Source organism: Microbacterium sp. F01, assembly GCF_056156365.1.
Genome location: NZ_CM149592.1, coordinates 2,361,983 through 2,386,666, shown reverse-complemented (window position 1 = coordinate 2,386,666; position 24,684 = coordinate 2,361,983). Strand labels below are relative to the sequence as shown.

Genomic DNA, 24,684 nt, shown 5'->3' with positions numbered 1-24,684 from the left:
AACGATGAGCACCACAGTCCCGTCCGCGCCTGTCGCGGAGACCGCGCGCCGCGGCTCTCCGCTCAAGATCGAGGGCCTCGGCCTGCAGATCGGCGGCGCGACGATCCTGAAAGACGTCGAACTCGACGTCGCCGCCGGCTCCCTCGTGGGCGTCATCGGTCCCAACGGCGCCGGCAAGACCACGCTCTTCAACGTGATCTCGGGGCTCATGAAGCCCACGGCCGGCCGCGTCGTGCTGGACGACCGGGACATCACGACGGCGTCGGTGCCCGCGCGAGCGCGGGCGGGACTGGGCCGCACCTTCCAGACCTCCAGCCTCTTCCCGAAGCTGTCGGTGCTCGAGAACGTGCGCCTCGCGGCCCAGGTGTCGCTCGGTGGCTCGGGTTCTCTCCTGCACTTCCCGAGGCGGACGGATGCTGCCACCGAGCTCGCGCTCGAAAAGCTGGAGGCCGTCGGGCTCAGCCATGAGCGCGACGCGCTCGCGGGCGACATCTCGCACGGCGACAAGCGCAAGCTCGAGATCGCGGTGCTGCTGGCCACCGACGCGAGCATCGTGCTGCTGGACGAGCCCATGGCGGGCGTCGCCTCGGGCGACGTCCCCGGGCTCGTGGAGAACATCCGCGATATGCAGCGCGAGAAGGGCTGCACGCTGCTGATGGTCGAGCACCACATCGACGTGCTCATGGGACTCGTCGAGAAGGTCGCGGTCATGTACTTCGGCACGATCATCGCGTACGACACGCCGCAGCGGATCATGGAGAACCCCCTCGTGCAGAGCGCGTACCTCGGAACGGGATCCGCGGGGGAGGCGGCATGAACGACACCCCCGCCCCGATCCTCACCGTGCGGAACCTCCGCTGCACCATCGCGGGCCAGCAGGTCGTCGAGGACGTCTCGTTCGACGTGCCCGCCACCGGCATCACCGCGGTGCTCGGCCGCAACGGGGTCGGCAAGACGTCGTCGCTTCGCGGCATCCTCGGGCTCATCTCGCGGCGCGGCGCGGTGACACTCGCCGGCGAGCGCATCGACGGCCTGCCCACGCACCGCATCGTGCGCCGCGGCGTCGGGTACGTGCCGGAGGACCGCGAGGTCTTCTCGAAGCTCACCGTCGCCGAGAACCTCGCGCTCGCGGAGCGGCAGCGCAACCCGCGTCGCGAGTTCGTCGCGGCGCTGTTCCCCGATCTCGTAGCCCGGCGCGACCAGCCGGCCGGCACGCTCTCGGGCGGCCAGCAGCAGATGGTGTCGGTCGCTCGCGCTCTGCTCAACGACAACCGGCTTCTCCTCGTCGACGAGCCGACGAAGGGCCTCGCCCCGAAGATCGTCACCGAGGTCGCCGACGCGCTGCAGGAGGCCTCCAAGACCGTTCCGATCCTCCTCGTCGAGCAGAACCTCGAGGTCGTGCGCCGCTTGGCCGATGACGCCGTCGTCATCGCCGGCGGACGCGTCGCGCACGCCGGCAAGGCCCGCGACATCCTCGACGACGAAGACCTCACCCGCCGCCTCCTCGGCGTCCACGTGGAGCACGCTTCATGAGTACCCTCGTCCTCACCCTCATCACCGGCGTCGGTCTCGGCGCCCTCTATTTCCTCGTCGCCAGTGGGCTGAGCCTCATCTACGGCCTCATGCACGTGCTCAACTTCGCGCACGGCGCGTTCCTCACGCTGAGCGCGTTCACCGGTTGGATGGTTGCGCAGGCGCTCGGCACCGATTCGTGGGGATCTTTCCTGCTGTCAGTGCTCGTCGGTGCGGGCGTGGGCGCCGTGTTCGCCACGCTCACCGAGCTCGTGCTCATCCGCCCGCTCTACGAGCGGCACATCGAGCAGGTGCTCGTCACCGTCGGTCTGTCGTTCGCAGCCGTCGCGCTGTTCGAGGGGATCTGGGGCACCGATCCGATCCACATCGGCGGACCCCCGTGGCTCACGCAGACCACCGACGTCCTCGGCGCCCGCATCCCCAACACGTACTGGGTCCTGATGATCGCGGCCGTCCTCGTGCTCGCGGCCCTGGTGCTGTTCCTGCAGAAGACGCGCTACGGCATGATCATCCGGGCGGGCGTCGAGAACCGCTCGATGGTGACCGCGCTCGGCATCGACGTGCGGCGCTCGTTCACGCTCGTGTTCGCCATCGGCGGCGCGGCTGCCGGGATCGGGGGCGTGCTGGCGATGCACTACTCGACCTTCGTGTCGGCCCACCTCGGGCAGACCCTGCTCATCTTCGCGTTCATCGTCACCGTGGTCGGCGGCCTCGGTTCGCTCACCGGTGCGGCCGTGGCATCCGTGCTCGTCGCAGTGCTGCAGCAGTTCGCGAACTTCTACCTCGGCGGCACCGGCGACTTCATCGTCGTGATCCTGCTGGCCCTCGTGCTGCTGGTGCGCCCGACCGGACTCCTGGGGAGGAAGGCATGACCCTTCGACACGATCGGGGACCGGGGGAGGTTTCGGGGCGCAGCATCCGTCCCTTCATTCCCGCTGTGGTCGGCGTCGTGCTCGTCGCGTTCATGGCGATGCTGCCGCTGCTCAACCTGTCGCTGCCCGGCATCCTGCCCACGCCGACGTACATGCCGGGGACGCTCGCGCTGCTCTCGCTGTGCATGGTGTTCGCCGCGCTCGCGCTGTCGTACAACCTGCTGCTCGGATCCGGTGGAATGCTGTCGTTCGGGCACGCCCTGTACTTCGGTGCCGGCGCGTACGGACTCGGCATCGCCCTCGAGCACTTCGGCGTGCCGCTGTGGCCGGGCGTGTTCATCGCTCTGATCGGCGGCATGGTGATCGCACTCGTGACGGGTGCCGTGTCGATGCGGGTCTCGGGGATCCCGTTCGCGATGGTGACGCTGGCGTTCGCGCAGGCCGGGTCGGTGCTCGTACGCCGCAACTCGCAGGTCACCGGCGGCGAGGAGGGGCTCAGCCTCAACACGTCGCAGGTGCCCGACTTCCTCATCGGCGTCGTGAACACGCGCAATCTGTACTGGTTCACGCTGGTCGTGCTGGTGGTCGTGTACCTCGTGGTGCTGTGGGTCGACACCTCGCGCCTGGGCCACCTCGCCCGTGCGACGCGCGAGAACGAGCAGCGCGTACGCGTGCTCGGGCTCTCGCCGTACCGCGTGCGACTGATCGTGTTCGTCATCGCCGCGGGGCTCGCCAGCCTCGCCGGCGTGGCGTACATGCTGCTGCAGTCGGGCACCGTGCCGCGGTCGGTCTCGGCAGACCTCACGATCACCGTCCTCGTGATGGTGGTGCTGGGTGGCGTCGGATTCCGCTGGGGTGCCATCGTGGGCGGTGTGCTCTACACGCTGCTCGATCAGCGGCTCACCGTGCTGGCCGGCTCCGAGGCCATCGCCGGGCTGCCCGACGTGCTGCGGATTCCGCTGTCGGAGCCGCTCTTCCTCCTCGGGGTGCTGTTCATCGTCGTGGTGATGTTCCTCCCCGGCGGCATCGCGGGCACGATCGACGCGGCCGTCCGCCGGCGCCGCGGTGAGAAGGTGCGTGGGTCGCTGCGGCAGCTCGACGACGCTGAGCAGGCGACCGAGACCGCCGACGCACCCGCAGAGGTGCGCGCATGACGTGGACCGCCGACCCCGACATCGACGACGGGCCGCACACGGTCGGCCGGTGGATCGTCGACCGCGCGAAGCGCTCGCCCGAGCGCATCGCCATCGACGACCGCGGCGTGACGACCGACTACGCGACGCTCGCGGCCCGTGCGACCGAGCTCGCCGACGCGCTGCGGCAGGCGGGTTACGGGCCTGGTGACCGCATCGCGACGGTGTCGGGCAACTCCACCGACCACGTCGTGGCATTCTTCGCCTGCGCGATCGCGGGGATCGCCTTCGTGCCGCTGTCGTGGCGGCTCACACCCCGCGAGCTCGCCGACGTGCTCACCCGCTCCGCTCCGGCGCTGGTGCTGATCGAGGATGAGCATGCGGCGCTCGCCGGCGAGGCACTGCGCGTCGCCGTCGTGACCCCGCCTGTGGGCGTGCTCGGAACGACCGGGGTCGAGGCATCCGTCCCTCGCGCCGAGCAGCCGTGCCCACGGCGGCCGGTGCGCGACGACGACCCCCTGCTCGTGATCTTCACGTCGGGCAGCGAGGCGGCGCCGAAAGGCGTCGTGCTGACGCACGCGAACTGCTTCTGGAACAACCTCGCGCTCGCGCAGGCGCTGCCGCTCACGCAGGACGACATCGTGCTCGCGATGCTGCCGCAGTTCCACGTGGCAGCGTGGAACTGCCAGCCGCTGCTCGCGTGGTGGGTCGGTGCGACCGTCGTGCTGGAGCGCTCGTTCCAGCCGGCGCGCGTGCTGCAGCTCATCGCCGACCGGAAGGTCACCGCGATGATGGGTGTGCCGACGCAGTACGCGCTGCTCGCGGGCGACCGCGATTGGATGACGACGGATGCTGCATCCCTGCGCCTCGCCCTGGTCGGCGGTGCGACGATGCCGGTGTCGCTGCAGGAGGCGTGGACGGCTCAGGGCATCCCGCTGACACAGGGCTACGGGCTCACCGAGGCGGCGCCGAACGTGCTGCATCTGCCCGCGGCAGAGGCCGCGGGGGCGCCGGGCGCCGTCGGCCGGCCGTACCCGCACGTGTCGGTACGGATCGTCGACCCGGCGTCGGGGCTTGCGCTCGAGGGAGCCGCGACAGGCGAGCTGTGGGTGCGGGGTCCGAGCGTGTTCGCCGGCTACCTCGGGGACGACGACGCCACCGCGCGGGCGATGAGCGGCGAGTGGCTGCGTACCGGCGATCTGGTGTCGCGCGACTCGTCGGGCGTGTACCGGATCGTCGATCGTCTCAAGGACATCTTCATCTCGGGCGGTGAGAACGTCGCTCCCGCGGAGGTCGAGTACGCGCTGTGCCTGCATCCGCTCGTCGAGGCGGCCGCAGTGGTGGGTGTACCCGACGCGGTGTGGGGCGAGCGGGGAGTCGCGTTCGTCGTGCCGGTTCACGGGGCCGCGCTGTCGGTCGATGAGGTGCTCGCACACGCCCGTCGCAACCTCGCGGCGTTCAAGATCCCGGTCCACGTGGAGTTCGTCGACACGCTGCCGCGCTCGACGATCGAGAAGCTCGCACGATCGCGCCTCCGGGACGAGGCCCGGTTGCTGGTCGAATCACCTCGGGGGCAGGAAGATCGTGCTGGGGAGCCCGCGCACGCAGACGTGCACGGGCGGACGAAGGGGGAATCCCGATGAGCATGTCCGACGAACTCGTCGACCGCGAAGAGGAGCTGGTGTCGTCCGCCACCGGACGCCCGCTCACCAAGCGGGGCGAGGCGACCCGACGCCGGCTGCTCGAGGCGGCAGAGCTCGTGTTCGCCGAGCAGGGCTACCACGAGGCATCCATCGTCAAGATCACCGAGCGCGCCGGCATCGGGCTCGGCACGTTCTACCTCTACTTCGACAGCAAGCAGGCGATCTTCGAGGCGCTCGTGCTCGACCTCAACCGCCGCGTGCGCCACTCCATGTCGGAGGCGATGGAGGGGGCATCCGGTCGGCTCGAAGCGGAGCGCGCAGGATTCGCCGGCTTCTTCCGGTTCACGGCGGAGCATCCGGCGCTGTACCGCGTCGTCCGCGAGGCGGAGTTCGTCTCGCCCGAGGTGCTGCGCCTGCACTACACGCGCATCGTCGAGGGCTACGAGGCGGGGCTCCGGGCCGCCCAGACCACCGGCGACGTCGACCCGCTCCTGGACCCGGGTGTCGCCGCCTGGGCCCTCATGGGCATGGGCGAGCTGATCGGCATGCGGTTCCTGCTGTGGGAGCGCGACGCCGACGGCAAGCCGCCCGCACAGCTCGACCCGGCGGTGTTCGCCGCAATGACCCGGTTCATCGACAACGCCCTCGCGCCGCGAGCCGGCGGGAAGGACGCCTGATGGCAGAGCAGGATCTCGCGGGCAAGCGCGCGCTGATCACCGGTGGCGCGAGCGGCATCGGCCTCGCGTGCGCGCACGAGTTCGCGTCGCGCGGCGCACACGTCGTCATCGCGGACCTGAACGCGGATGCCGCGACGGATGCTGCCACCGCCGTCGGCGGTGAGCCCTGGGTCGTCGACCTCGCCGACACCGCCGCGCTCGACGACCTGACGCTGGACGTCGACATCCTCGTGAACAACGCGGGCATCCAGCGCGTGTCGCCGATCACGGACTTCGACCCCGAAGCCTTCCGGCTGATCGTGCGGCTCATGCTCGAGTCGCCGTTCCTGCTCGTCCGCGCGGCGCTGCCGGCGATGTACGAGCGGGGCTGGGGACGCGTCGTCAACATCTCGAGCGCGCACGGCCTGCGGGCGAGCGCCTTCAAGTCGGCGTACGTCTCGGCCAAGCACGGTCTCGAGGGGCTGTCGAAGGTGACGGCCCTCGAAGGAGCACCGCACGGTGTGACGAGCAACTGCATCAACCCCGCCTACGTGCGCACCCCGCTCGTCGAGAAGCAGATCGCCGACCAGGCCCAGGTGCACGGGATCCCCGAGAGCGAGGTCGTTGAGAAGATCATGCTCACGGAGAGCGCTGTGAAGCGGCTCGTCGAGGCCGACGAGGTCGCTTCTCTGGCGGGATGGCTCGTGTCGGACAAGGCCGGAATGGTGACCGGCGCCTCGTACACGATGGACGGCGGATGGACGGCGCGGTGAGTCACGAGTATCGGACGATCGACGTTCCCGTCGAGGGCGGCGCGCTGCGCGCCGGCGTGTGGGACCCGGCGGATGCTGGGCCCCACACACCGACCGTGCTGCTGGTGCACGGGGTCACGGCCTCGCACCTGGCATGGCCGTTCGTCGTGGACCGTCTGCCCGAAGCGCGCGTCGTCGCACCCGACCTCCGGGGACGCGGGCGCAGCAACGGCATCGAAGGGACGGCGGGGATGGCCGCCCATGCGGCCGATCTCGCGGCGCTGCTGAACGCGCTCGGCATCGACCGCACGGTGGTCGTCGGGCACTCGATGGGCGGATTCGTCTCCGTCGTGTTCGCGCACCTGTACCCCGAACGTGTCTCCCGGCTGCTGCTCGTCGACGGCGGGCTGCCGCTCGACGTCCCCGCGGGGCTCGGCACCGACGAGCTGGTCGCCGGAATCCTCGGCCCGACCGCGGCGCGCCTGTCGATGAGGTTCGCAGGCACCGGGGAGTACCTCGACTTCTGGCGGCAGCATCCGGCCTTCACCGGAGCATGGTCCCCCGAGCTCGAGCGCTATCTCGCCTACGACCTCGTAGAGGACGGCGCGGGAGCGTTCCGGCCGGCGACGAGCTACGCCACGACCGCCGACGACACCGTCGATATGAACACGGGGACCGCGCTGCCGGCGGCTCTGGCCGGGCTGCAGCATCCGACCCGCCTGATCACCGTGCCGCGCGGTCTGCAGAACGAGCCTCCCGGACTCTATGCCCCCGAGCACCTCGAGCGGCTGCTGGGGGACTACCCGAGCGTGGAGCACGAGCGGGTCGACAGCTTCAACCACTACACGATCGTCATGTCGCCTGCCGGGGCCGAGGTGGTGTCGGCCGCGGTCCGGGACGAGCTCTCGGCGGTTCCGACCCGGTGATCTTCAGCGGGAGGCCGCGATGCGGGTCGTGAGCTGGTGCGCGTGCGCGAGCAGCGTGCGGCCGAGCTCGGGGAGGCGGTCGGGGCCGAAGCGGAACTCGACACCCGTGAGGCTCAGCGCCCACTGCGGGTGACCCTCGCGCGTGAAGACGGCGGCCCCGATGCCGTACGAGCCCTCGACGATGAGGCCGGGGTTCACGGCATAGCCGCGCTCCTGGGTGTCGCGCAGGCGCGTGCGCAGCCGCTGCTCGCTGTGCGACGCGCCCCACCTACCCGAGAGCTCGGGGTGGCGCTCGAAGTAGGCGTCCACATCGTGGGGTGGCAGGAACGACAGGATCGCGAGGCCCGCTGACGCGACGCCGAGCGGGAACCGCACACCCTCCGAGAGCACGAACGAGCGGATCGGGAAGCTGCCCTCCTCGCGCAGCAGGCACACCGTCTCGTCGCCCCGGCGCACAGAGAGGAACGCGCTCTCCTCGGTGCGGACGGCGAGCGAGCGCACGATGTCGCGCGCGACGGCGGTGATGTCGTACCGGGATGCTGCGACCGTGCCCATCAAGTAGAGCTCGGGTCCCGGCATCCAGCGCCCGGTGCGTTCGTCCTGATCGACGAGGCCCTCGTGGCGCAGGGCGGTGAGGAGCCGGTGCGTCGTCGGGCGGGTGAGGTCGGCGCGGCGGGCGAGCTCGGCCACCGGCATCCCTTCGTCCCCACCCGACGTCACCAGGCGCAGGAGCTGGGCCGCACGGGCGATCGACTGGGCTCCGGGAACGGTGCGATGGGAGGTGGTGTCCACAATATGGACGCTATGACGCCGGGTGGCCACATGGCAAGCGGGGAGGTGGTGCGGCCGCGAACGAAGTCGCAGGATGGACACCGAGCGACCGGATTGCGAAGGAGCGAAATGATCGACAAGACCTGGGGGTCGGCGGCCGAGGCCGTCGCCGACATCCCCGACGGGGCGTCTCTCGCGGTGGGAGGGTTCGGGCTCTCCGGCAACCCCATCGCACTCATCGAGGCGCTGCTCGCGCAGGGCACGAGCGACCTCAGCATCGTCAGCAACAACTGCGGCGTGGACGACTGGGGACTCGGCATCCTGCTGAATGCGAAGCGCATCCGGAAGATGACCTCCTCCTACGTCGGCGAGAACAAGGAGTTCGAGCGGCAGTTCCTCTCCGGCGAGCTCGAGCTCGAGCTGACCCCGCAGGGCACGCTCGCCGAGAAGCTCCGTGCCGGCGGCTCGGGCATCGCGGCGTTCTACACCCAGACCGGTGTGGGCACGCAGGTCGCCGAGGGAGGGCTGCCGCGCCGCTACGCCGCCGACGGCAGCATCGCGGTGGCGTCGCCCGTCAAGGACGTCCGCAGCTTCGACGTCTCGGGCACTCCGCGCGACTACGTGCTGGAGGAGGCCATCGTCACCGACTACGCCCTCGTGCACGCGCTCAAGGGCGACCGCCACGGCAACCTCGTCTTCAACAAGGCGGCGCGCAACTTCAACCCGCTCGCCGCGATGGCGGGCCGCATCTGCATCGCGCAGGTCGAGGAGCTCGTGGAACCGGGCGAACTCGAGGCCGACAGCATCCATCTCCCCGGCATCTACGTGCACCGCATCGTGGAGGTCGGATCCGACATCGAGAAGCGCATCGAACGGCGCACGGTCTCAGTCGCACAGGCCGCCGCGCGCGAGATGCCGGAAGGAGCCTGACATGCCGCTCACCCGCAACGAGATGGCCGCCCGCGCGGCCGAGGAGCTCGCCGACGGCGCCTACGTCAACCTGGGCATCGGCCTGCCGACGCTGGTGCCGAACTTCGTGCCCGACAGCATCACCGTCGTGCTGCAGTCCGAGAACGGCATCCTCGGCGTCGGGCCGTATCCGACGGAGGAGAACGTCGACCCCGACCTCATCAACGCCGGCAAGGAGACGGTGACGACGCTGCCCGGCGCCGCGTTCTTCGACTCGGCGACGAGCTTCGGGATGATCCGCGGCGGCAAGATCGACGCCGCCATCCTCGGGGCCATGCAGGTGTCGGCCACCGGCGACCTCGCGAACTGGATGATCCCCGGAAAGATGGTGAAGGGTCCCGGCGGCGCGATGGATCTCGTGCATGGCGCCGCGAAGGTCATCGTCCTCATGGAGCACGTCGCCAAGGACGGCTCGGCGAAGATCGTGAACGAGTGCTCGCTGCCCCTCACCGGTCGGGGCGTGGTCGACCGCATCATCACGGACCTCGCGGTCATCGACGTGACGGATGCCGGACTCGTGCTGGTCGAGACGGCCCCCGGCGTCACCGTGGAAGAGGTCATCGCGGCCACCGAACCGGAGCTGACGGTCGCCGTCGGAGAGAGAATCGAAGCATGAACCACGACGACGTCGTCATCGTCGCCGCTGCGCGCACTCCGCAGGGGCGGCTGAAGGGCCAGCTCGCCCCCCTCACGGCGGTGCAGCTGGGCAGCGCCGCGATCAAGGGCGCACTCGAGAAGGGCGGCATCCCCGCCGAGGCCGTGGATGCGGTGCTCGTCGGCCAAGTGCTCGCAGCAGGGAGCGGGCAGAACCCCGCGCGTCAGGCGGCGGTGGGCGCCGGCATCGGCTGGCACGTCCACTCCGGCTCGGTCAACAAGGTGTGCCTCTCGGGCCTCACCGCGATCATCGACGGTGCGCGCATGCTCGCCACCGGCGACGCGACGGTCGTGGTCGCCGCCGGCATGGAGTCGATGACCCGCGCCCCGCACCTGCTCATGGGCTCGCGCGACGGCTGGGCGTACGGCTCGATCGAGGTGCTCGACCACATGGCGTTCGACGGACTCACCGATGCCTACGACCGCGAGAGCATGGGCGCGTCGACCGAGCGGCACAACGAACGCCTCGAGGTGACACGAGAGGCTCAGGATGCTGTGGCAGCGAGGTCGCATCAGCGTGCGGCCGCCGCGCAGGCCGAGGGTGTCTTCGACGCCGAGATCGTGCCGGTCGAGATCCCGCAGCGCAAGGGCGACCCTGTCGTCGTCACGAAGGACGAGGGCGTCAGGCCCGAGACGACCGTCGAGACGCTCGCCGGACTGCGCCCGGCGTTCGCGTCGAGCGGGTCGATCACGGCGGGCAACTCTTCGCAGATCTCCGACGGCGCGTCGGCGGTCGTGCTGACCACGCGCTCGCACGCAGACGAGAACGGCTGGGATGTGCTCGCGGTCGTCGGTGCGTCCGGTCAGGTCGCCGGTCCCGACAACTCTCTGCACTCGCAGCCGGCGCGTGCGATCGAGAAGGCGCTGGCCAAGCAGGGCATCGCCGCGAGCGACCTCGACATCGTCGAGATCAACGAGGCGTTCGGAGCGGTCGTCGTTCGGTCGCAGGCTGAGCTCGGCCTCTCGGACGACGTGGTGAACCCGCACGGCGGCGGCATCGCCATCGGACACCCGATCGGGGCATCCGGCAACCGGCTCGTCGTGCACGCGGTGCACGAGCTCGTGCGCCGCGGCGGCGGCACCGCCGCGGTGGCGCTGTGCGGCGGCGGCGGTCAGGGCGACGCGCTCATCCTCACGCGCTGAGCAGGAAACGCGAAAGGGTGGATTTCAGCACGCTGATCGTGCCGAAACCTACCCTTTCGCGATTCCCTGACCGGGACGAGGGCGGGTCAGGGCTCGATACGGCGCTTGAGGAGCTTCTTCTCGCGGCCGTGGATGGGGGAGTCGTTCGCGATGAGCTCGCCGCGCGAAGCGCGGCGGACGTCGACGATCGCGCCGATCGCGAGAGCCAGTGAGATGCCCCAGCTGAGCCACGCGAGCGCCATGCGCCACGTGAACGGCTCGTTCTCGCGGAGTCCCCGCATCAGCGTCAGCCCGCCGGTGATCGCGGTGAGCAGGCCGGTGCCGAAGAGGTACTTGCGCATGGGGCCACGTTAGCGCGGCGTACGCGGACGCCGCGCCCCTTGACATGGCGTCCGCCGGCGGGTCAAGGGGACTCGGGGGGATGATCCGCGCTGTTAGCCTGAGCGTGCCGAGTCCACGAACCGTCAGGAGACCGCGTGACAGAGCCCACCGCCGCCGCCGCCGAACTCGTCGTCGTCGCCAACCGCCTGCCCGTCGACCGGGTCGTCGACGCTGCGGAGGGGTCGGAGTGGCGCCGTTCGCCCGGGGGGCTGGTGACGGCTCTCGAGCCGGTGATGCGGCGCGCCGACGGCGCGTGGGTCGGCTGGCCCGGCCAACCCGACATCGACGTCGAGCCCTTCGAGTTCGAGGGCACCCACCTCGTGCCCGTCGCGCTGAGCGCCGAAGAGGTCGAGCTCTACTACGAGGGCATGTCGAACGACACCTTCTGGCCGCTCTACCACGACGTCATCGCGGCACCCCGCTACCGGCGGCTGTGGTGGGACGCGTACGTCAAGGTGAACCGCCGATTCGCCGAGGCCGCCGCGGGCGTCGCCGCCGAGGGCGGCACAGTGTGGGTGCAGGACTACCAGCTGCAGCTCGTTCCGCAGATGCTGCGGGAGGTGCGCCCCGACCTCACCATCGGCTACTTCCACCACATTCCCTTCCCGGCATACGGCCTCTATTCGCAGCTGCCCTGGCGTCGCCAGGTGCTCGAGGGCCTGCTGGGCGCGGACGTGATCGGCTTCCAGCGTGTGGCGGACGCCGGCAATTTCGCCCGCGCCGTTCGCCGGCAGCTGCGCTACCAGACGAAGGCGACCGGCATCACGGTCCCCGAGGCGGACGGCTCCACCCGCAACGCGCTCGCGAAGGCGTTCCCGATCTCGATCGACACCGGCTCCTACATCGAGCTCGCCGCGCGCCCCGACATCCAGGCCCGTGCAGCCGAGATCCGCGAGAGCCTCGGCAATCCGAAGAAGATCCTCCTCGGGGTCGACCGGCTCGACTACACGAAGGGCATCCGCCACCGCCTCAAGGCGTTCGGCGAACTCCTCGAAGATGGGCGCATCGACGTCGAGGACGTCACTCTCGTCCAGGTCGCCAGTCCCAGTCGTGAACGCGTCGAGGCGTACATGCAGCTGCGGGACGAGATCGAGCTCACCGTCGGCCGCATCAACGGCGACCACGACACGATGGGGCACACCGCCATCCGCTACCTTCACCAGGCGTACCCGCGAGAGGAGATGGTGGCGCTGTTCCGCGCCGCCGACGTCATGCTCGTGACGGCGCTGCGCGACGGGATGAACCTCGTCGCCAAGGAGTACGTCGCAGCGCGCACCGACAATCGGGGCGTGCTCGTGTTGAGCGAGTTCGCCGGCGCCGCGGACGAGCTGCCGAGCGCGATCCGCATCAACCCCCACGACATCCACGGCATGAAGGAGGCCATCATGCGCGCGATCGAGATGCCAGCCGCCGAGCAGGGCCGCCGGATGCGGGCGCTGCGCAAGAAGGTCGTCGAGAACGACGTCGCCAGCTGGTCGCGGTCCTTCCTCGAGGCTCTCGACGCCGCCCGTGCGGGCAAGCGCGCGAAGAGGGCCGGCGCGTGACCGCCGCCGACGACGCGATCGCCCGGCTCGCAGCATCCGATCGCCTCCTCGTCGCCCTCGATTTCGACGGCACGCTGTCGCCCCTCGAGGACGAGCCGATGGACGCACGGATGCTGCCCGCCGCCCGCGACGCTGTGGACGCGCTGGTCGCGACGCCTGACACGATCGTCGCGTTCGTGTCAGGGCGCAGCCTGGTCGACCTGCGTGTCATCGCCGAGCACGACGACTCGTCGAAAGAGCTGCTCGCAGGATCCCACGGCGCGGAGTTCTGGATCCCGGGCGAGGGCATCGCGAGCCACGGCGAGGACGAGGCCGACGTCGCGCTGCGCGACGCACTGCGAGGTCACGCCGAGGACGCTACCGCGCACCTCGAGGGCATCTGGATCGAGCCGAAGACCTTCGGGTTCGGCGTGCACACGCGACGGGCGAGCACCGAGGCTGCGGCGGCGGCGAACCGCCTCGTCGACGAGATCGTCTCAGCGGAGGCGCCGCACTGGCGTCGGCGCACCGGGCACAACATCGTCGAGTTCGCGTTCCGGCACGAGGGCAAGGACTCGGCGATCGCCGAGCTGCGCGAGCGCGTCGGCGCGTCGGCCGTCCTGTTCGCCGGCGACGACGTCACCGACGAGGACGCGCTGGCGAGCCTCGGCGAGGAGGATCTCGGCGTGCGCGTGGGGGAGGGGCAGACATCCGCCACCGTGCGGGTCGCCGACATCGCGGCGCTCGCGGCGTTGCTGCAGCAGCTGGCGGAGGCGCGTTCGCGGCGTCGCGCGTAAGCGGGGGCCCCGCCTCCGTCACTCGGGGCGAGCGAGTCGCCATGCGGGAATACACTGAACCAATGGCCCAGCCCGATTCGCTCGCTGACAACTCCATCGACATCAAGCCCCGCAGTCGCGTCGTCACCGACGGCATCGAGGCCACGACCTCCCGCGGCATGCTCCGCGCCGTCGGCATGGGCGACGCGGACTGGGACAAGCCCCAGATCGGCATCGCGTCGAGCTGGAACGAGATCACCCCCTGCAACCTGAGCCTCGACCGGCTCGCGCAGGGCGCCAAGGAGGGTGTGCACGCCGGCGGCGGCTACCCGCTGCAGTTCGGCACCATCTCCGTCTCGGACGGCATCTCCATGGGCCACGAGGGCATGCACTTCTCGCTCGTCTCGCGCGAGGTCATCGCCGACTCGGTGGAGACCGTCATCATGGCGGAGCGCCTGGACGGCTCGGTGCTCCTCGCCGGCTGCGACAAGTCGATCCCGGGCATGCTCATGGCCTCGGCCCGCCTCGACCTGTCGAGCGTCTTCCTCTACGCCGGTTCTATCGCACCCGGCTGGGTCAAGCTGTCGGACGGCACCGAGAAGGACGTCACCATCATCGACTCGTTCGAGGCCGTGGGCGCGTGCCTCGCGGGCAAAATGAGCGAGGCCGACCTCAAGCGCATCGAGTGCGCGATCGCCCCGGGCGAGGGCGCGTGCGGCGGCATGTACACCGCGAACACGATGGCCTCCGTCGCGGAGGCGCTCGGCCTCAGCCTCCCCGGCTCTGCGGCGCCGCCCTCGGCCGACCGCCGCCGCGACTACTTCGCGCACCGTTCCGGCGAGGCCGTGGTCAACCTGCTGCGCCAGGGCATCACGACGCGCGACATCCTCACGAAGGAGGCGTTCGAGAACGCGATCGCCCTCGCGATGGCGCTCGGCGGCTCGACCAACGTCGTGCTGCACCTTCTCGCGATCGCCCGCGAGGCCGATGTCGACCTGAGCCTGCACGACTTCAACCGCATCGGCGACAAGGTGCCGCACGTGGCCGACATGAAGCCGTTCGGCAAGTACGTCATGAACGACGTCGACCGCCACGGCGGCATCCCGGTCATCATGAAGGCGATGCTCGACGAGGGACTCCTGCACGGCGACGCCCTCACCGTCACCGGCAAGACGCTCGCCGAGAACCTCGCCGACCTGAACCCCGACCCCGTGGACGGCACGGTCATCCACTCGTTCGACGACCCGATCCACGCCAAGGGCGGCATCACGATCCTGCACGGCTCCATCGCGCCCGAGGGCGCGGTCGTGAAGTCTGCCGGATTCGACGCCGACGTCTTCGAAGGCCCCGCCCGCGTGTTCGAGCGTGAGCGCGCCGCGATGGACGCGCTCGAGGCCGGCGAGATCGCCGCGGGCGACGTCGTCGTCATCCGGTACGAGGGCCCGAAGGGCGGACCGGGCATGCGCGAGATGCTCGCCATCACCGCCGCCATCAAGGGCGCGGGGCTCGGAAAAGATGTACTACTCTTGACGGACGGCAGATTCTCAGGCGGCACAACCGGCCTGTGCATCGGCCACATAGCACCCGAAGCGGTGGACGCAGGTCCCATCGCCTTCGTGCGCGATGGTGATCTGATACGGGTCGATATCGCGGCTCGCACTCTCGACCTACTCGTCGACGAGGCTGAGCTTGACTCCCGCCGCTCCGGCTGGGAGCCGCTTCCCCCGCGCTATACCCGTGGCGTCCTTGCCAAGTACTCCCGACTCGTGCGCTCCGCTGCGGAGGGCGCGACCACCGGTTGAGCCTGGCTTCCGACATCCCCCTCCGACCCACTTCAGAGGAAATCACCATGTCAGCCGACACCGCCGCGGCCGTTCCCCGGCCGCCAGCCCGCACCGCCTCGACGCCCGTGCTCACGGGCGCGGAAGCGGTCGTCCGTTCACTCGACCTGCTCGGGGTGACCGACGTCTTCGGTCTTCCCGGCGGGGCGATCATGCCCGTCTACGACCCGCTCATGGATGACGAGTCCGTGCGCCACATCCTCGTCCGTCACGAGCAGGGCGCCGGTCACGCGGCCGAGGGCTACGCCGCGGCATCCGGTCGTGTCGGCGTCGCGCTCGCGACGTCGGGCCCCGGCGCCACGAACCTCGTCACGGCGATCGCCGACGCGTACATGGACTCCGTGCCGATCGTCTGCATCACCGGCCAGGTCTTCTCGACCCTCATGGGCACGGACGCGTTCCAGGAGGCCGACATCGTCGGCATCACGATGCCGATCACCAAGCATTCGTTCCTGGTGAAGCGCGCCGAGGACATCCCCGGTGCGATCGCCGCCGCGTTCGAGATCGCGTCGACCGGACGCCCGGGCCCCGTGCTCGTGGACATCACGAAGGACGCCCAGCAGGCCGAGGTGCCGTTCGTATGGCCGCCGAACATCGACCTGCCGGGCTACCGGCCGGTGACCAAGGCGCACGGCAAGCAGATCCAGGCCGCGGCGCAGCTCATCGCCGATGCCAAGAAGCCCGTGCTGTACGTCGGCGGCGGCGTGATCCGCGCCCGCGCCTCGGAGGAGCTGCGCTCGCTCGCCGAGACGACCGGTGCGCCGCTCGTGACCACGCTGATGGCGCGCGGCGCGTTCCCCGACTCGCACCCGCAGCACCTCGGCATGCCGGGAATGCACGGCACGGTGCCGGCGGTGCTGGCGCTGCAGGAGGCCGACCTCATCGTCGCGCTCGGTGCCCGCTTCGACGATCGCGTGACCGGCAAGGCGGCGCTGTTCGCGCCGCACGCGAAGGTCGTGCACGTCGACATCGACCCCGCCGAGATCTCGAAGATCCGCACGGCCGATGTGCCGATCGTGGGCGACCTCAAGGACGTTCTCGTCGACCTCGACGTCGCGTTCCGTGCGGTCAGCGGCGGCACCACGCCCGACATCACCGAGTGGTGGTCGTTCCTCGACGGCCTGCGCGACGAGTTCCCACTCGGCTACACGCAGCCGACCGACGGCCTGATGTCACCGCAGTACGTGATCCAGCGGATCGGCGAGCTCACCGGCCCCGAGGGCGTCTACGCCGCAGGCGTGGGTCAGCACCAGATGTGGGCTGCGCAGTTCATCAAGTACGAGCGCCCGAACGCCTGGCTCAACTCCGGCGGTGCGGGCACGATGGGCTACTCGGTCCCGGCGGCGATGGGCGCCAAGGTCGCCGAGCCGGACCGCGTCGTGTGGGCGATCGACGGCGACGGCTGCTTCCAGATGACCAATCAGGAGCTGGCGACCTGCGCGATCAACAACATCCCGATCAAGGTCGCGATCATCAACAACTCGTCGCTGGGCATGGTGCGCCAGTGGCAGACGCTGTTCTACGACGGCCGCCACTCGAACACCGACCTCAACACCGGCCACGGCACGGTGCGCATCCCCGATTTCGTGAAGCTGGCTGAGGCATACGGCTGCCTCGCGATCCGCGTCGAGAAGGAAGAGGACGTGGATGCTGCGATCCAGACGGCCCTCGAGACCAACGACCGCCCCGTCGTCATCGACTTCGTGGTGAGCGCAGACGCGATGGTGTGGCCGATGGTGCCGCAGGGCGTGAGCAACAGCTACGTCCAGTACGCGCGGGACCACTCGCCCGCCTTCGACGAGCAGGAGGACTGAGACATGACGAGTCACGTGCTGAGCCTCCTCGTGGAGGACAAGCCCGGTCTGCTGACGCGCGTCGCGGGTCTGTTCGCCCGGCGCGGCTTCAACATCGAATCGCTGGCGGTGGGCGTCACCGAGGTGCCCGGACTCTCGCGCATCACGGTCGTCGTGGACGTCGACGAGCTGCCTTTGGAGCAGGTCACCAAGCAGCTCAACAAGCTCATCAACGTCATCAAGATCGTCGAGCTCGACCCCGCGGCATCCGTCCAGCGCGAGCACATGCTCGTGAAGGTTCGCGCCGACAACCAGACCCGGTCGAACGTGCTCGAGGTCGTGAACCTCTTCCGCGGCCAGATCGTGGATTACGCGCCCGACGCGCTCGTGGTCGAGGTCACCGGCGACAAGGGCAAGGTCGACGCATTCCTGCGCGCGCTCGAGCCCTTCGGCATCAAGGAGCTGGCGCAGTCCGGCCTCGTCGCCATCGGCCGCGGCGGCAAGAGCATCACCGAGCGTGTGCTGCGCGGCTGAGCCGCAGCATCCATTACTTCCAGAACCGATCAATCAAGGAGAAACACGAAGATGGCTGAGATCTTCTACGACGCCGATGCCGACCTGAGCATCATCCAGGGCAAGAAGGTGGCGATCGTGGGCTACGGCTCGCAGGGTCACGCGCACGCCCAGAACCTTCGCGACTCGGGTGTCGAGGTCGTCATCGCGCTCAAGGACGGCTCGAAGTCGATCGAGAAAGCGCAGGACGAGGGCTTCGAGGTCAAGTCGGTCGCCGACGCGGCCGAGTGGGCGGACGTCATCATGATCCTCGCGCCGGACCAGCACCAGCGCGGGATCTACAACGACAGCATCAAGGACAAGCTGACCCCGGGCAAGACGCTCGCGTTCGCGCACGGCTTCAACATCCGCTTCGGCTACATCGACGCGCCCGAGGGCGTCGACGTCATCCTCGTCGCGCCGAAGGCCCCGGGCCACACGGTGCGTCGCGAGTACGTCGCGGGCCGCGGCATCCCCGACATCATCGCGGTCGAGCGTGACGCGACCGGTGGCGCCTGGGCGACCGCCCTGTCGTACGCGAAGGCGATCGGCGGCACGCGCGCCGGCGTCATCAAGACGACCTTCACCGAGGAGACCGAGACCGACCTCTTCGGCGAGCAGGCTGTCCTCTGCGGTGGCGTGTCGCAGCTCGTCCAGTACGGCTTCGAGACCCTGACCGAGGCGGGTTACCAGCCGCAGATCGCCTACTTCGAGGTCCTGCACGAGCTGAAGCTCATCGTCGACCTCATGTGGGAGGGCGGCATCGCCAAGCAGCGCTGGTCGGTCTCCGACACGGCCGAGTACGGCGACTACGTCTCGGGCCCGCGCGTCATCGACCCGCACGTCAAGGAGAACATGCAGGCCGTTCTCGCCGACATCCAGTCGGGCGCGTTTGCCAAGCGCTTCATCGACGACCAGGACAACGGCGCCGCCGAGTTCCTCGAGCTGCGCGAGAAGGCCGCAGCCCACCCGATCGAGTCGGTCGGCAAGGACCTGCGCTCGCTCTTCGCGTGGAAGCAGCAGGACGCGGACTACGTCGAGGGCTCGGCCGCGCGCTGATCCTCGCCTCACCCGAAGGCCCGGTTCCCGCTTGCGGGAGCCGGGCCTTCGGTGTTGACGGCGCACTGAACCTGTCGCCGGCGGGGAAGGCGGAGGGAACGCTCACCGTCGACCTCTTGGTGCGGCGGCCCGACGTGCTCGTGCCGGTCGTGGAGCTCAGGGTCGCCGACGACTGACGTCGGTCGGGTGGTGGGCAGCTCGATGAACGTCCGATGTCCGGGCTGCGTCGCCGATGGCGCCGCCGCGTCGGTGCATTCTCAGCCGCCGGCAGCGGACGCGAGCGCTGCGCACGTCTCGACGCGTCCCTCGCCGGGGAAGTACGTAGACCACTCGTCCGGGGTGAGCTCCCTGCCGGCGAGCGCGCACGCGTGAATCGACTGCTGCCGGGTGCGCAAGTCCCAGACCCTGATTCCACTCGGCAGCGCCTCGATCAGCTTCTGACCGTCGGAAGTGAGGAACCCGCCGGCGATGCGGGTCGCGTCCGCCGTACCGTCGACAGGGCTCGCCAGCGCGACGTTCCCAGCCAGGTCGTACAGCGTGAGTGTGTTGTTGTATCCGACGTTCAGGAGCGTGCGGCCGTCGGCGCTGACTCCGATGCGGTTGCCGCCGCCGGCGGCCCGGGCGAGGGCCTCGACCGGCTCGAGGGTACGGAGGTCGTAGATCCGCGCGTCGTCCTCGGCGATACCGACCATTCGGTCGTCGGCGACGGCGAGGCTCCCTTCGAGTCCGAAGAGCCCACGTGCGACGAGGCCTCCGGTCGCGATGTCGAAAACTCCGGTCTCCGAGGCGGAACGCCTCTCGTTCCACCAGGTGACGACGGCTCGTGTCGCGTCGGGCGTTTCGCTGACCGATCTCACGTCGATGAATCGGTCGCGCGGGAGCGTCAAGATGGGTCCGAGGGCCTCGCCCGTCGAAGGATCGAATGCGACCACACCTTCGGGCCACGCGGCGAACGCGGGCGTCCACCAGCTGCCGGCATAGACGTTGACCGAGTCCGGGAGACCGGCGATGTGCAGCGGGATCTGGTCGCCCGTCGACACTCGCTCGAGGGTCGGCCGACCCCACTGCTGCTCGTATCGGGCGTACAGGGGACCGGGTTCGTACTCGGCGAATCGTGCGACCACCCCATTGCCCAGTGGGACGATCCGCGCGGACTCCTTCCCGACGGCGACGTCGCGCTCGATGTCCCACAGTTGCATCCGCCCACCGCCTGATGGCTGGGTCACGACGAGCGAGCTCCCCGCCTCGGGGCCTTCGAGGAGCTCGCGTCCTTTCGCGACGACGTCCGCACCGGCGCCGCCGCCGTCGATCCGCCAACGCAGCCAGACCGCCGGGACCGTGGGGAACGCGAGCAACGACTCGTCGTCGATGGACCTGAAGAAAGCGTTCCGGTTGTACTGCAGCGGCACAGATTCACCGGAGAGCTCGCCGGTCTCGAGATCGAGGAACGACAGCCCTCCATATGACCCGCAGGCGATCGTATCGGCGGCTGCAAGGTGCAAAGACACGCAGTCCTGAGTCGCGTCCCCGAAGCGCCGCCACATGACCGTGCCGTCAGCGGCGAGGCGGGCGGTGCCGTCCCAGCCCGTGGTCACGAAACCGCCACGACCGTCGGCGATGACAGACTCGCTCGCTCTGTCGTCGCCGAGAGGAATCGTTCGCACGAGACCGAGGGAGTCGTGCAGGTAGAAGCGGATCTCCTTCCCCGCGCCGACAGCGACGAGGTTGTCGTCGACCATGGTCGGGACCGCGAAGAACTGCATGTCCGCCATGCGGGGATGGATCGTCGGCGTCCAGCCGCTCGACGCTCGCACGACGCCCGACGTGGAGTCGACACCGATCAGGTCGGCAGTTGTCGCGTCGACCAAGAACACGTGGCGACCTGCCGCATCCCACACTGCGCCGGGGAGCATGATTCCTCGGACGACCCCGGGCCCCGGCCGAGATCGACCGGTCGCGAGATCGATGACCGAGACGTGCGTCCAACAGCACTCCTCCGGGACATTCGGATCGGGGTAGACGAATAACGTGATCGCTGCGCTGGATCCGTCAGGGCTCACCGATACGCTGCGTTCGCCGTCGCCGACCGCTGCCGGCAGCGCGGTGTCCAGCACGTCGACCACTTCGCCCGTCTCGAGATCGACCATGTCGAGTGCGGACCGCGTCGTGTCGCTCGGGTCTGCCGACACCCGGACCGCGGTGCCCGTGCCCGGAATCACGTCGAGCCAGGGCACCGACGCTTCGGCTCCGTGATGGACGGCGACGACCCCTCCCGAATTCGTCACGACACCCCAGAGCGCGGATCTCGTGCGCGGATCGTCCGGCCATCGGCGGTACGCCTCCGCGGCGAGCAGCGCGGCGACTTCGCGGTCCTGGTCGAGCAGGGAGAGGGAGGTCGCAACGAGCGCCTCGACGCTCGCGTTCTCGGCGGCGACCTGTGCCTCTCCGCCCCGCACGACCGCGAGACTCCCGCCGACGAGCGCAGCCACCAGCAGCACGCCCGCCCCTCCGACCGCCCACCGGAGCCTGCGGTTGGTCCGTTTCTCGCGTTCGGCGCGCTCGCCGAGTTCGCGCATCTCGTCCTGCTCGCGTTCGGCCGACGTATCGAGCAGTTCTTGCTCCAGGGTGGTGAGGTCTGGCCGTGCCTCATCCCTCCAGTCCAGCGCAGCCTGCAGGCGCGCTCCGCGGAGCAGGTCCTCGTCCCGGCGGCCGGAACCGTTCCACAACTCCGCCGCTGTCGCGACGGTCGAGACGAGGCGCGCTCCCTCGGCATCCTCCTCGAGCCAGCCGTCCAGGCGCGGCCACGCGGTCGCGACGGCCTCGTGGGCGACCGTCACCTCGTCCCCGTCGGTGGCCAGGAGTCGTGCGGCGACCAGGCGGTCGAGCACCCTGCGGCGCGCGGGGTCCGCGATGAGCGGCCCCAGCTGAGCGGTATGCCGTACCGAGGCGCCATCGGCTCCTCGCTGCACGAGGCGGAGCATGAGGGATCGGCACGCCGCCGCATCCTCGGGGTCGAGCGAGCGGTACAGGCTCTCGGCCGACTGTGCGATGGCGCCGACGATCCCCCCGGACGCCTCGTACCCTGCAACGGTGAGCGTCGCTCCCTCGCGTCGGATCCAGGTCTCGACCAGGGCGTGGGACACGTGGGGCAACGTGCTGCGGCGGTCGTCGGCATCCCTCACGATCACTTCGACGAGTCCCGGCTCGAGCCGGAGGCCGGCGCGGGTGGCCGGGAACTCGATCGCCTCCCGCAGCCCGGGGACGCTGAGCGGCCCGATCGCATAGACGCCCCGGCCGATCGGGGTGCCGATATGAGGGAGACCCGTTGCGCGATCGAGGAAGTCGCTGCGGAGCGTCAGGATCACCGCCGACCCGGCCGTCAGCACACTCGCGATGAGCGCGCAGAGCTCGTCCCGCTCGCGCTCGGAGAGCTGGAACAGCGCCTCCGACTGGTCGACGACCACGAGGTCGGCAGCGGCCCTCTGCTCGAGCCGTCCACGGAGGCGGGGCGCGGCTTCGCGTCCCGCGGTGACGACGGTCACGCGGCGCCCCTCCGAGGCATGCGGCAGCAGGCCCGCGAACACCAGCGACGACTTGCCCGAACCGGACGCCCCGACCACCGCGGTCAGCGTCCCCGGCCGCACCCGCTGCAGGAGGGCCCCGATATCGCTCTCGCGTCCGAAGAACTCGTCCGCATCGGCGATTGAGAAGGCCGCCAGACCGCGGTACGGGCAGGCGTCGCTCACCCGGTGAAGCGTCTTCACGAGGGTGAGCGCCGGATCCTGCTGCAGCATGGACGCCTCGAGTTCGCGCAGGCGCTGCCCGACGTCGATGCCGAGCTCGTCGACGAGTCGCGTACGGGCTGCGCGCACGGTGGCGAGCGCCTCGGCCTGCCGGCCGGCGCGATAGTTGGCGATCGCGAGGATCGCCCAGCGGTCCTCGCGCAGCGGCGCCGCGCGTACGAGTCGCTCGGCATCGGCGATGACCGCGCGGTGCTCGCCTTCGGCGAGGCGTGCTTCGAGCAGCTCCTCCTGGGCGCTGTCACGGATCTCGATGAGGCGCTCGGCTTCGACCGCCGCGGGCGCCCAGTCGACCAGGTCCACGTAGGGCTCGCCGCGCCACAGCTCGAGCGCCCGCCGATACGCGTCGATGGCGCGGTCGTGCTCGTCATGCAGCGCGTGCTGCCGCGCGCTCGAGACCAGGCGTTCGAACTCGAACGCGTCGATCGTCGCGGGGTCGATCCCCAGCGTGTACTCGGAGCCCCGGGTCACCACGGCGGCGCTCCCGAGCCCCGCCCGGATGCGTGCCACACAGGTCTTGACCTGCTGCGGCCACGTGCGAGGCGGATCTTCGCCCCAGCACGCCTCCGCGAGGTCGCCCGGCGCGACGGTGCGTCCCGCCCGCACGATGAGTGCGGCGAGCACCACCCGCTCCCGCGGGCTCAGGGTCTGCTCGGTCCCGGTATCGAGCGGCCCCAGAACCCTGATGGCCATGGATGCAGTGTGATGTCCGCGCAAGCGAGCGTCAACGGCATCCGCGCCCGATCAGTACCGGATCAGTACCGGACGCACCCGATTCCGATACCGGATGCCGCGACGCTGTGTTTCACGGCCCGGCGTATCAGCGCACGGCAACCGCCACTCATCCACACAGCCTCGCCAACCCGGGCGAGCATCAGGAAAGGAACGGCCATGGACGGGAACACCCTGACCTTCACGGCCGACCGGCTCGATCGCGAGCGGGCGGCCGCCCTGGATCGCGAGAACGAGATTCTCCGCAGCATCGCCGACCGCGGCGCGACTGTCACGCCCGAGAGCCCGGCGTCGCACGTCCTCGCAGGCCTCGGCGTGTGGTTCCGCAACCTCTTCACGAGGCCGCGGCAGCTGCGACTCTCTTGAATCCGTCGAGACCCGCCGCCCGTAGGCGCGGCGGGTCTCACCATGTCTGCGGCACGCCGGGCGCCCGGACTAGGCTCACGACATGCCCTCACCGCGCCCCGTCGAGATCGCCGTCCAAGACCCCGCCGGAGCACGCGCAGCGATCGCCGCCGGGGCCGCACGCCTCGAGTTGTGCCAGGCCCTGGACGTCGGCGGGCTCACTCCGTCGCTCGCGACGCTCGAAGCCGTGCTGGCCGCCGTCGACCCCGCGACCGTCAACGTTCTCGTGCGCCCGCGCGGCGGCGGGTTCGTCTACGACCTCGACGAGATCGCGCTCGTGTCGGCCGACATCCGTGCCTGCGTCGACCGCGGCGCCGGCGGAGTGGTCGTCGGCGCCCTCACTTCCGCCGGCGGTCTCGATGTCGAGACGCTGCGCAGATGGCGGGATGCTGCAGGCCCGGTGACCCTCGTATTCCACCGCGCCGTCGACGCCGCCGCCGACCCGTCGGCCGCCTTCGATGCGCTGGTGGCCGAGGGCGTAGACCGTGTGCTCACCTCAGGCGGAGCGCCGCGCTCGATCGACGGTCTCGCCACGCTGGCGGCGTTCGCCGAGCGCTCGGGCGGCGTGGAGGTCATGGCTGGCGGCGGCGTGCAGCCGGCCGACATCCCGGCGCTGTTCGCCGCAGGGGTCGACGCGGTGCATCTGTCGGCGCGATCGCGCGCGGGCCACGACGCGCCATCCGGCCCGGGTGGCGGCTCCGCCGGGCACGATGTCACCGATCCCGCACTCGTGGCGCAGGCCGTCGCCGCCGCGGGCTGAGGCAACCGTC

22 protein-coding genes are annotated in these 24,684 nt (G+C 70.1%); 19 read left to right on the top strand and 3 right to left on the bottom strand.

Features of this window, described 5'->3' with window-relative positions:
• Positions 1–4 precede the first annotated feature (4 nt).
• From ACVN90_RS10915 to ACVN90_RS10880, 8 genes are read left to right on the top strand one after another with little or no spacing between them, the layout of a single operon-like run.
• Positions 5–817 (top strand): ABC transporter ATP-binding protein, encoded by an 813-nt coding sequence (locus ACVN90_RS10915; RefSeq protein WP_475098289.1) that lies wholly within the window; start codon positions 5–7, stop codon positions 815–817.
• Positions 814–1,533: an ABC transporter ATP-binding protein gene (locus ACVN90_RS10910; RefSeq protein WP_475098288.1), complete on the top strand. Its 720-nt coding sequence runs from the start codon at positions 814–816 to the stop codon at positions 1,531–1,533. The genes ACVN90_RS10915 and ACVN90_RS10910 overlap by 4 nt, the downstream gene beginning before the upstream one ends.
• Entirely contained in the window at positions 1,530–2,405 is an 876-nt protein-coding gene (locus ACVN90_RS10905; RefSeq protein WP_475098287.1) for a branched-chain amino acid ABC transporter permease, read from the top strand. The genes ACVN90_RS10910 and ACVN90_RS10905 overlap by 4 nt, the downstream gene beginning before the upstream one ends.
• Positions 2,402–3,559 (top strand): branched-chain amino acid ABC transporter permease, encoded by a 1,158-nt coding sequence (locus ACVN90_RS10900; RefSeq protein WP_475098286.1) that lies wholly within the window; start codon positions 2,402–2,404, stop codon positions 3,557–3,559. Before ACVN90_RS10905 ends, ACVN90_RS10900 begins: the two co-directional genes overlap by 4 nt.
• Positions 3,556–5,181 (top strand): class I adenylate-forming enzyme family protein, encoded by a 1,626-nt coding sequence (locus tag ACVN90_RS10895; RefSeq protein WP_475098285.1) that lies wholly within the window; start codon positions 3,556–3,558, stop codon positions 5,179–5,181. Before ACVN90_RS10900 ends, ACVN90_RS10895 begins: the two co-directional genes overlap by 4 nt.
• Positions 5,178–5,858 carry a TetR/AcrR family transcriptional regulator gene (locus ACVN90_RS10890; RefSeq protein ID WP_475098284.1) on the top strand — a complete coding sequence of 227 codons (681 nt, stop codon included), beginning with the start codon at positions 5,178–5,180 and terminating at the stop codon, positions 5,856–5,858. Before ACVN90_RS10895 ends, ACVN90_RS10890 begins: the two co-directional genes overlap by 4 nt.
• Positions 5,858–6,610, top strand: a complete 753-nt coding sequence (locus tag ACVN90_RS10885; RefSeq protein WP_475098283.1) for a 3-hydroxybutyrate dehydrogenase — start codon at positions 5,858–5,860, stop codon at positions 6,608–6,610. The genes ACVN90_RS10890 and ACVN90_RS10885 overlap by 1 nt, the downstream gene beginning before the upstream one ends.
• Positions 6,607–7,515, top strand: a complete 909-nt coding sequence (locus tag ACVN90_RS10880) for an alpha/beta hydrolase (protein WP_475098282.1) — start codon at positions 6,607–6,609, stop codon at positions 7,513–7,515. The genes ACVN90_RS10885 and ACVN90_RS10880 overlap by 4 nt, the downstream gene beginning before the upstream one ends.
• A 3-nt stretch (positions 7,516–7,518) precedes the next feature.
• On the opposite strand, the gene ACVN90_RS10875 is transcribed toward ACVN90_RS10880, so the two are convergent.
• Positions 7,519–8,307 (bottom strand): IclR family transcriptional regulator, encoded by a 789-nt coding sequence (locus ACVN90_RS10875; RefSeq protein ID WP_475098281.1) that lies wholly within the window; start codon positions 8,305–8,307, stop codon positions 7,519–7,521.
• Positions 8,308–8,415: 108 nt separating this feature from the next.
• On the opposite strand from ACVN90_RS10875, the gene ACVN90_RS10870 reads away from it, so the two are divergent.
• Genes ACVN90_RS10870 through ACVN90_RS10860 form a run of 3 tightly spaced genes read left to right on the top strand, consistent with a single transcriptional unit; the run spans position 8,416 to position 11,052 of the window.
• Positions 8,416–9,216: a CoA transferase subunit A gene (locus tag ACVN90_RS10870; protein ID WP_475098280.1), complete on the top strand. Its 801-nt coding sequence runs from the start codon at positions 8,416–8,418 to the stop codon at positions 9,214–9,216.
• Position 9,217: 1 nt separating this feature from the next.
• Positions 9,218–9,871, top strand: a complete 654-nt coding sequence (locus ACVN90_RS10865) for a CoA transferase subunit B (protein ID WP_475098279.1) — start codon at positions 9,218–9,220, stop codon at positions 9,869–9,871.
• Positions 9,868–11,052 carry an acetyl-CoA C-acetyltransferase gene (locus ACVN90_RS10860; RefSeq protein ID WP_475098278.1) on the top strand — a complete coding sequence of 395 codons (1,185 nt, stop codon included), beginning with the start codon at positions 9,868–9,870 and terminating at the stop codon, positions 11,050–11,052. Before ACVN90_RS10865 ends, ACVN90_RS10860 begins: the two co-directional genes overlap by 4 nt.
• An 86-nt stretch (positions 11,053–11,138) precedes the next feature.
• Here ACVN90_RS10860 and ACVN90_RS10855 read toward each other — a convergent pair whose 3' ends face one another.
• On the bottom strand, positions 11,139–11,393 hold the full coding sequence (locus tag ACVN90_RS10855) for a hypothetical protein (protein ID WP_475098277.1): 255 nt from the start codon (positions 11,391–11,393) through the stop codon (positions 11,139–11,141).
• Positions 11,394–11,528: 135 nt separating this feature from the next.
• Here ACVN90_RS10855 and ACVN90_RS10850 point away from each other — a divergent pair, with 135 nt between their 5' ends.
• The 6 genes from ACVN90_RS10850 (at position 11,529) to ilvC (ending at position 18,977) form a co-directional block, all read left to right on the top strand.
• Positions 11,529–12,977: an alpha,alpha-trehalose-phosphate synthase (UDP-forming) gene (locus tag ACVN90_RS10850; RefSeq protein ID WP_475098276.1), complete on the top strand. Its 1,449-nt coding sequence runs from the start codon at positions 11,529–11,531 to the stop codon at positions 12,975–12,977.
• Positions 12,974–13,753, top strand: a complete 780-nt coding sequence (gene otsB, locus ACVN90_RS10845) for a trehalose-phosphatase (protein WP_475098275.1) — start codon at positions 12,974–12,976, stop codon at positions 13,751–13,753. The genes ACVN90_RS10850 and otsB overlap by 4 nt, the downstream gene beginning before the upstream one ends.
• Positions 13,754–13,815: 62 nt before the next feature.
• Positions 13,816–15,534, top strand: coding sequence for a dihydroxy-acid dehydratase (ilvD, locus tag ACVN90_RS10840; RefSeq protein WP_374974632.1), 1,719 nt, complete (start codon positions 13,816–13,818; stop codon positions 15,532–15,534).
• Between the two features lie 47 nt (positions 15,535–15,581).
• Positions 15,582–17,387 carry an acetolactate synthase large subunit gene (locus ACVN90_RS10835; protein ID WP_475098274.1) on the top strand — a complete coding sequence of 602 codons (1,806 nt, stop codon included), beginning with the start codon at positions 15,582–15,584 and terminating at the stop codon, positions 17,385–17,387.
• Between the two features lie 3 nt (positions 17,388–17,390).
• Positions 17,391–17,900 carry an acetolactate synthase small subunit gene (ilvN, locus tag ACVN90_RS10830; protein WP_045297961.1) on the top strand — a complete coding sequence of 170 codons (510 nt, stop codon included), beginning with the start codon at positions 17,391–17,393 and terminating at the stop codon, positions 17,898–17,900.
• A 12-nt stretch (positions 17,901–17,912) separates the two neighbouring features.
• Positions 17,913–18,977 (top strand): ketol-acid reductoisomerase, encoded by a 1,065-nt coding sequence (ilvC, locus tag ACVN90_RS10825; RefSeq protein ID WP_475102100.1) that lies wholly within the window; start codon positions 17,913–17,915, stop codon positions 18,975–18,977.
• A 257-nt stretch (positions 18,978–19,234) separates the two neighbouring features.
• On the opposite strand, the gene ACVN90_RS10820 is transcribed toward ilvC, so the two are convergent.
• Positions 19,235–23,470, bottom strand: a complete 4,236-nt coding sequence (locus ACVN90_RS10820; RefSeq protein ID WP_475098273.1) for an nSTAND1 domain-containing NTPase — start codon at positions 23,468–23,470, stop codon at positions 19,235–19,237.
• Between the two features lie 198 nt (positions 23,471–23,668).
• On the opposite strand from ACVN90_RS10820, the gene ACVN90_RS10815 reads away from it, so the two are divergent.
• Together ACVN90_RS10815 and ACVN90_RS10810 are read left to right on the top strand one after the other, a co-directional pair.
• Positions 23,669–23,875: a hypothetical protein gene (locus tag ACVN90_RS10815; RefSeq protein WP_475098272.1), complete on the top strand. Its 207-nt coding sequence runs from the start codon at positions 23,669–23,671 to the stop codon at positions 23,873–23,875.
• An 82-nt stretch (positions 23,876–23,957) separates the two neighbouring features.
• The gene (locus ACVN90_RS10810) at positions 23,958–24,674 is read left to right on the top strand and encodes a copper homeostasis protein CutC (RefSeq protein WP_475098271.1); all 717 of its coding nucleotides are present in this window, start codon (positions 23,958–23,960) and stop codon (positions 24,672–24,674) included.
• Positions 24,675–24,684: the final 10 nt, after the last annotated feature.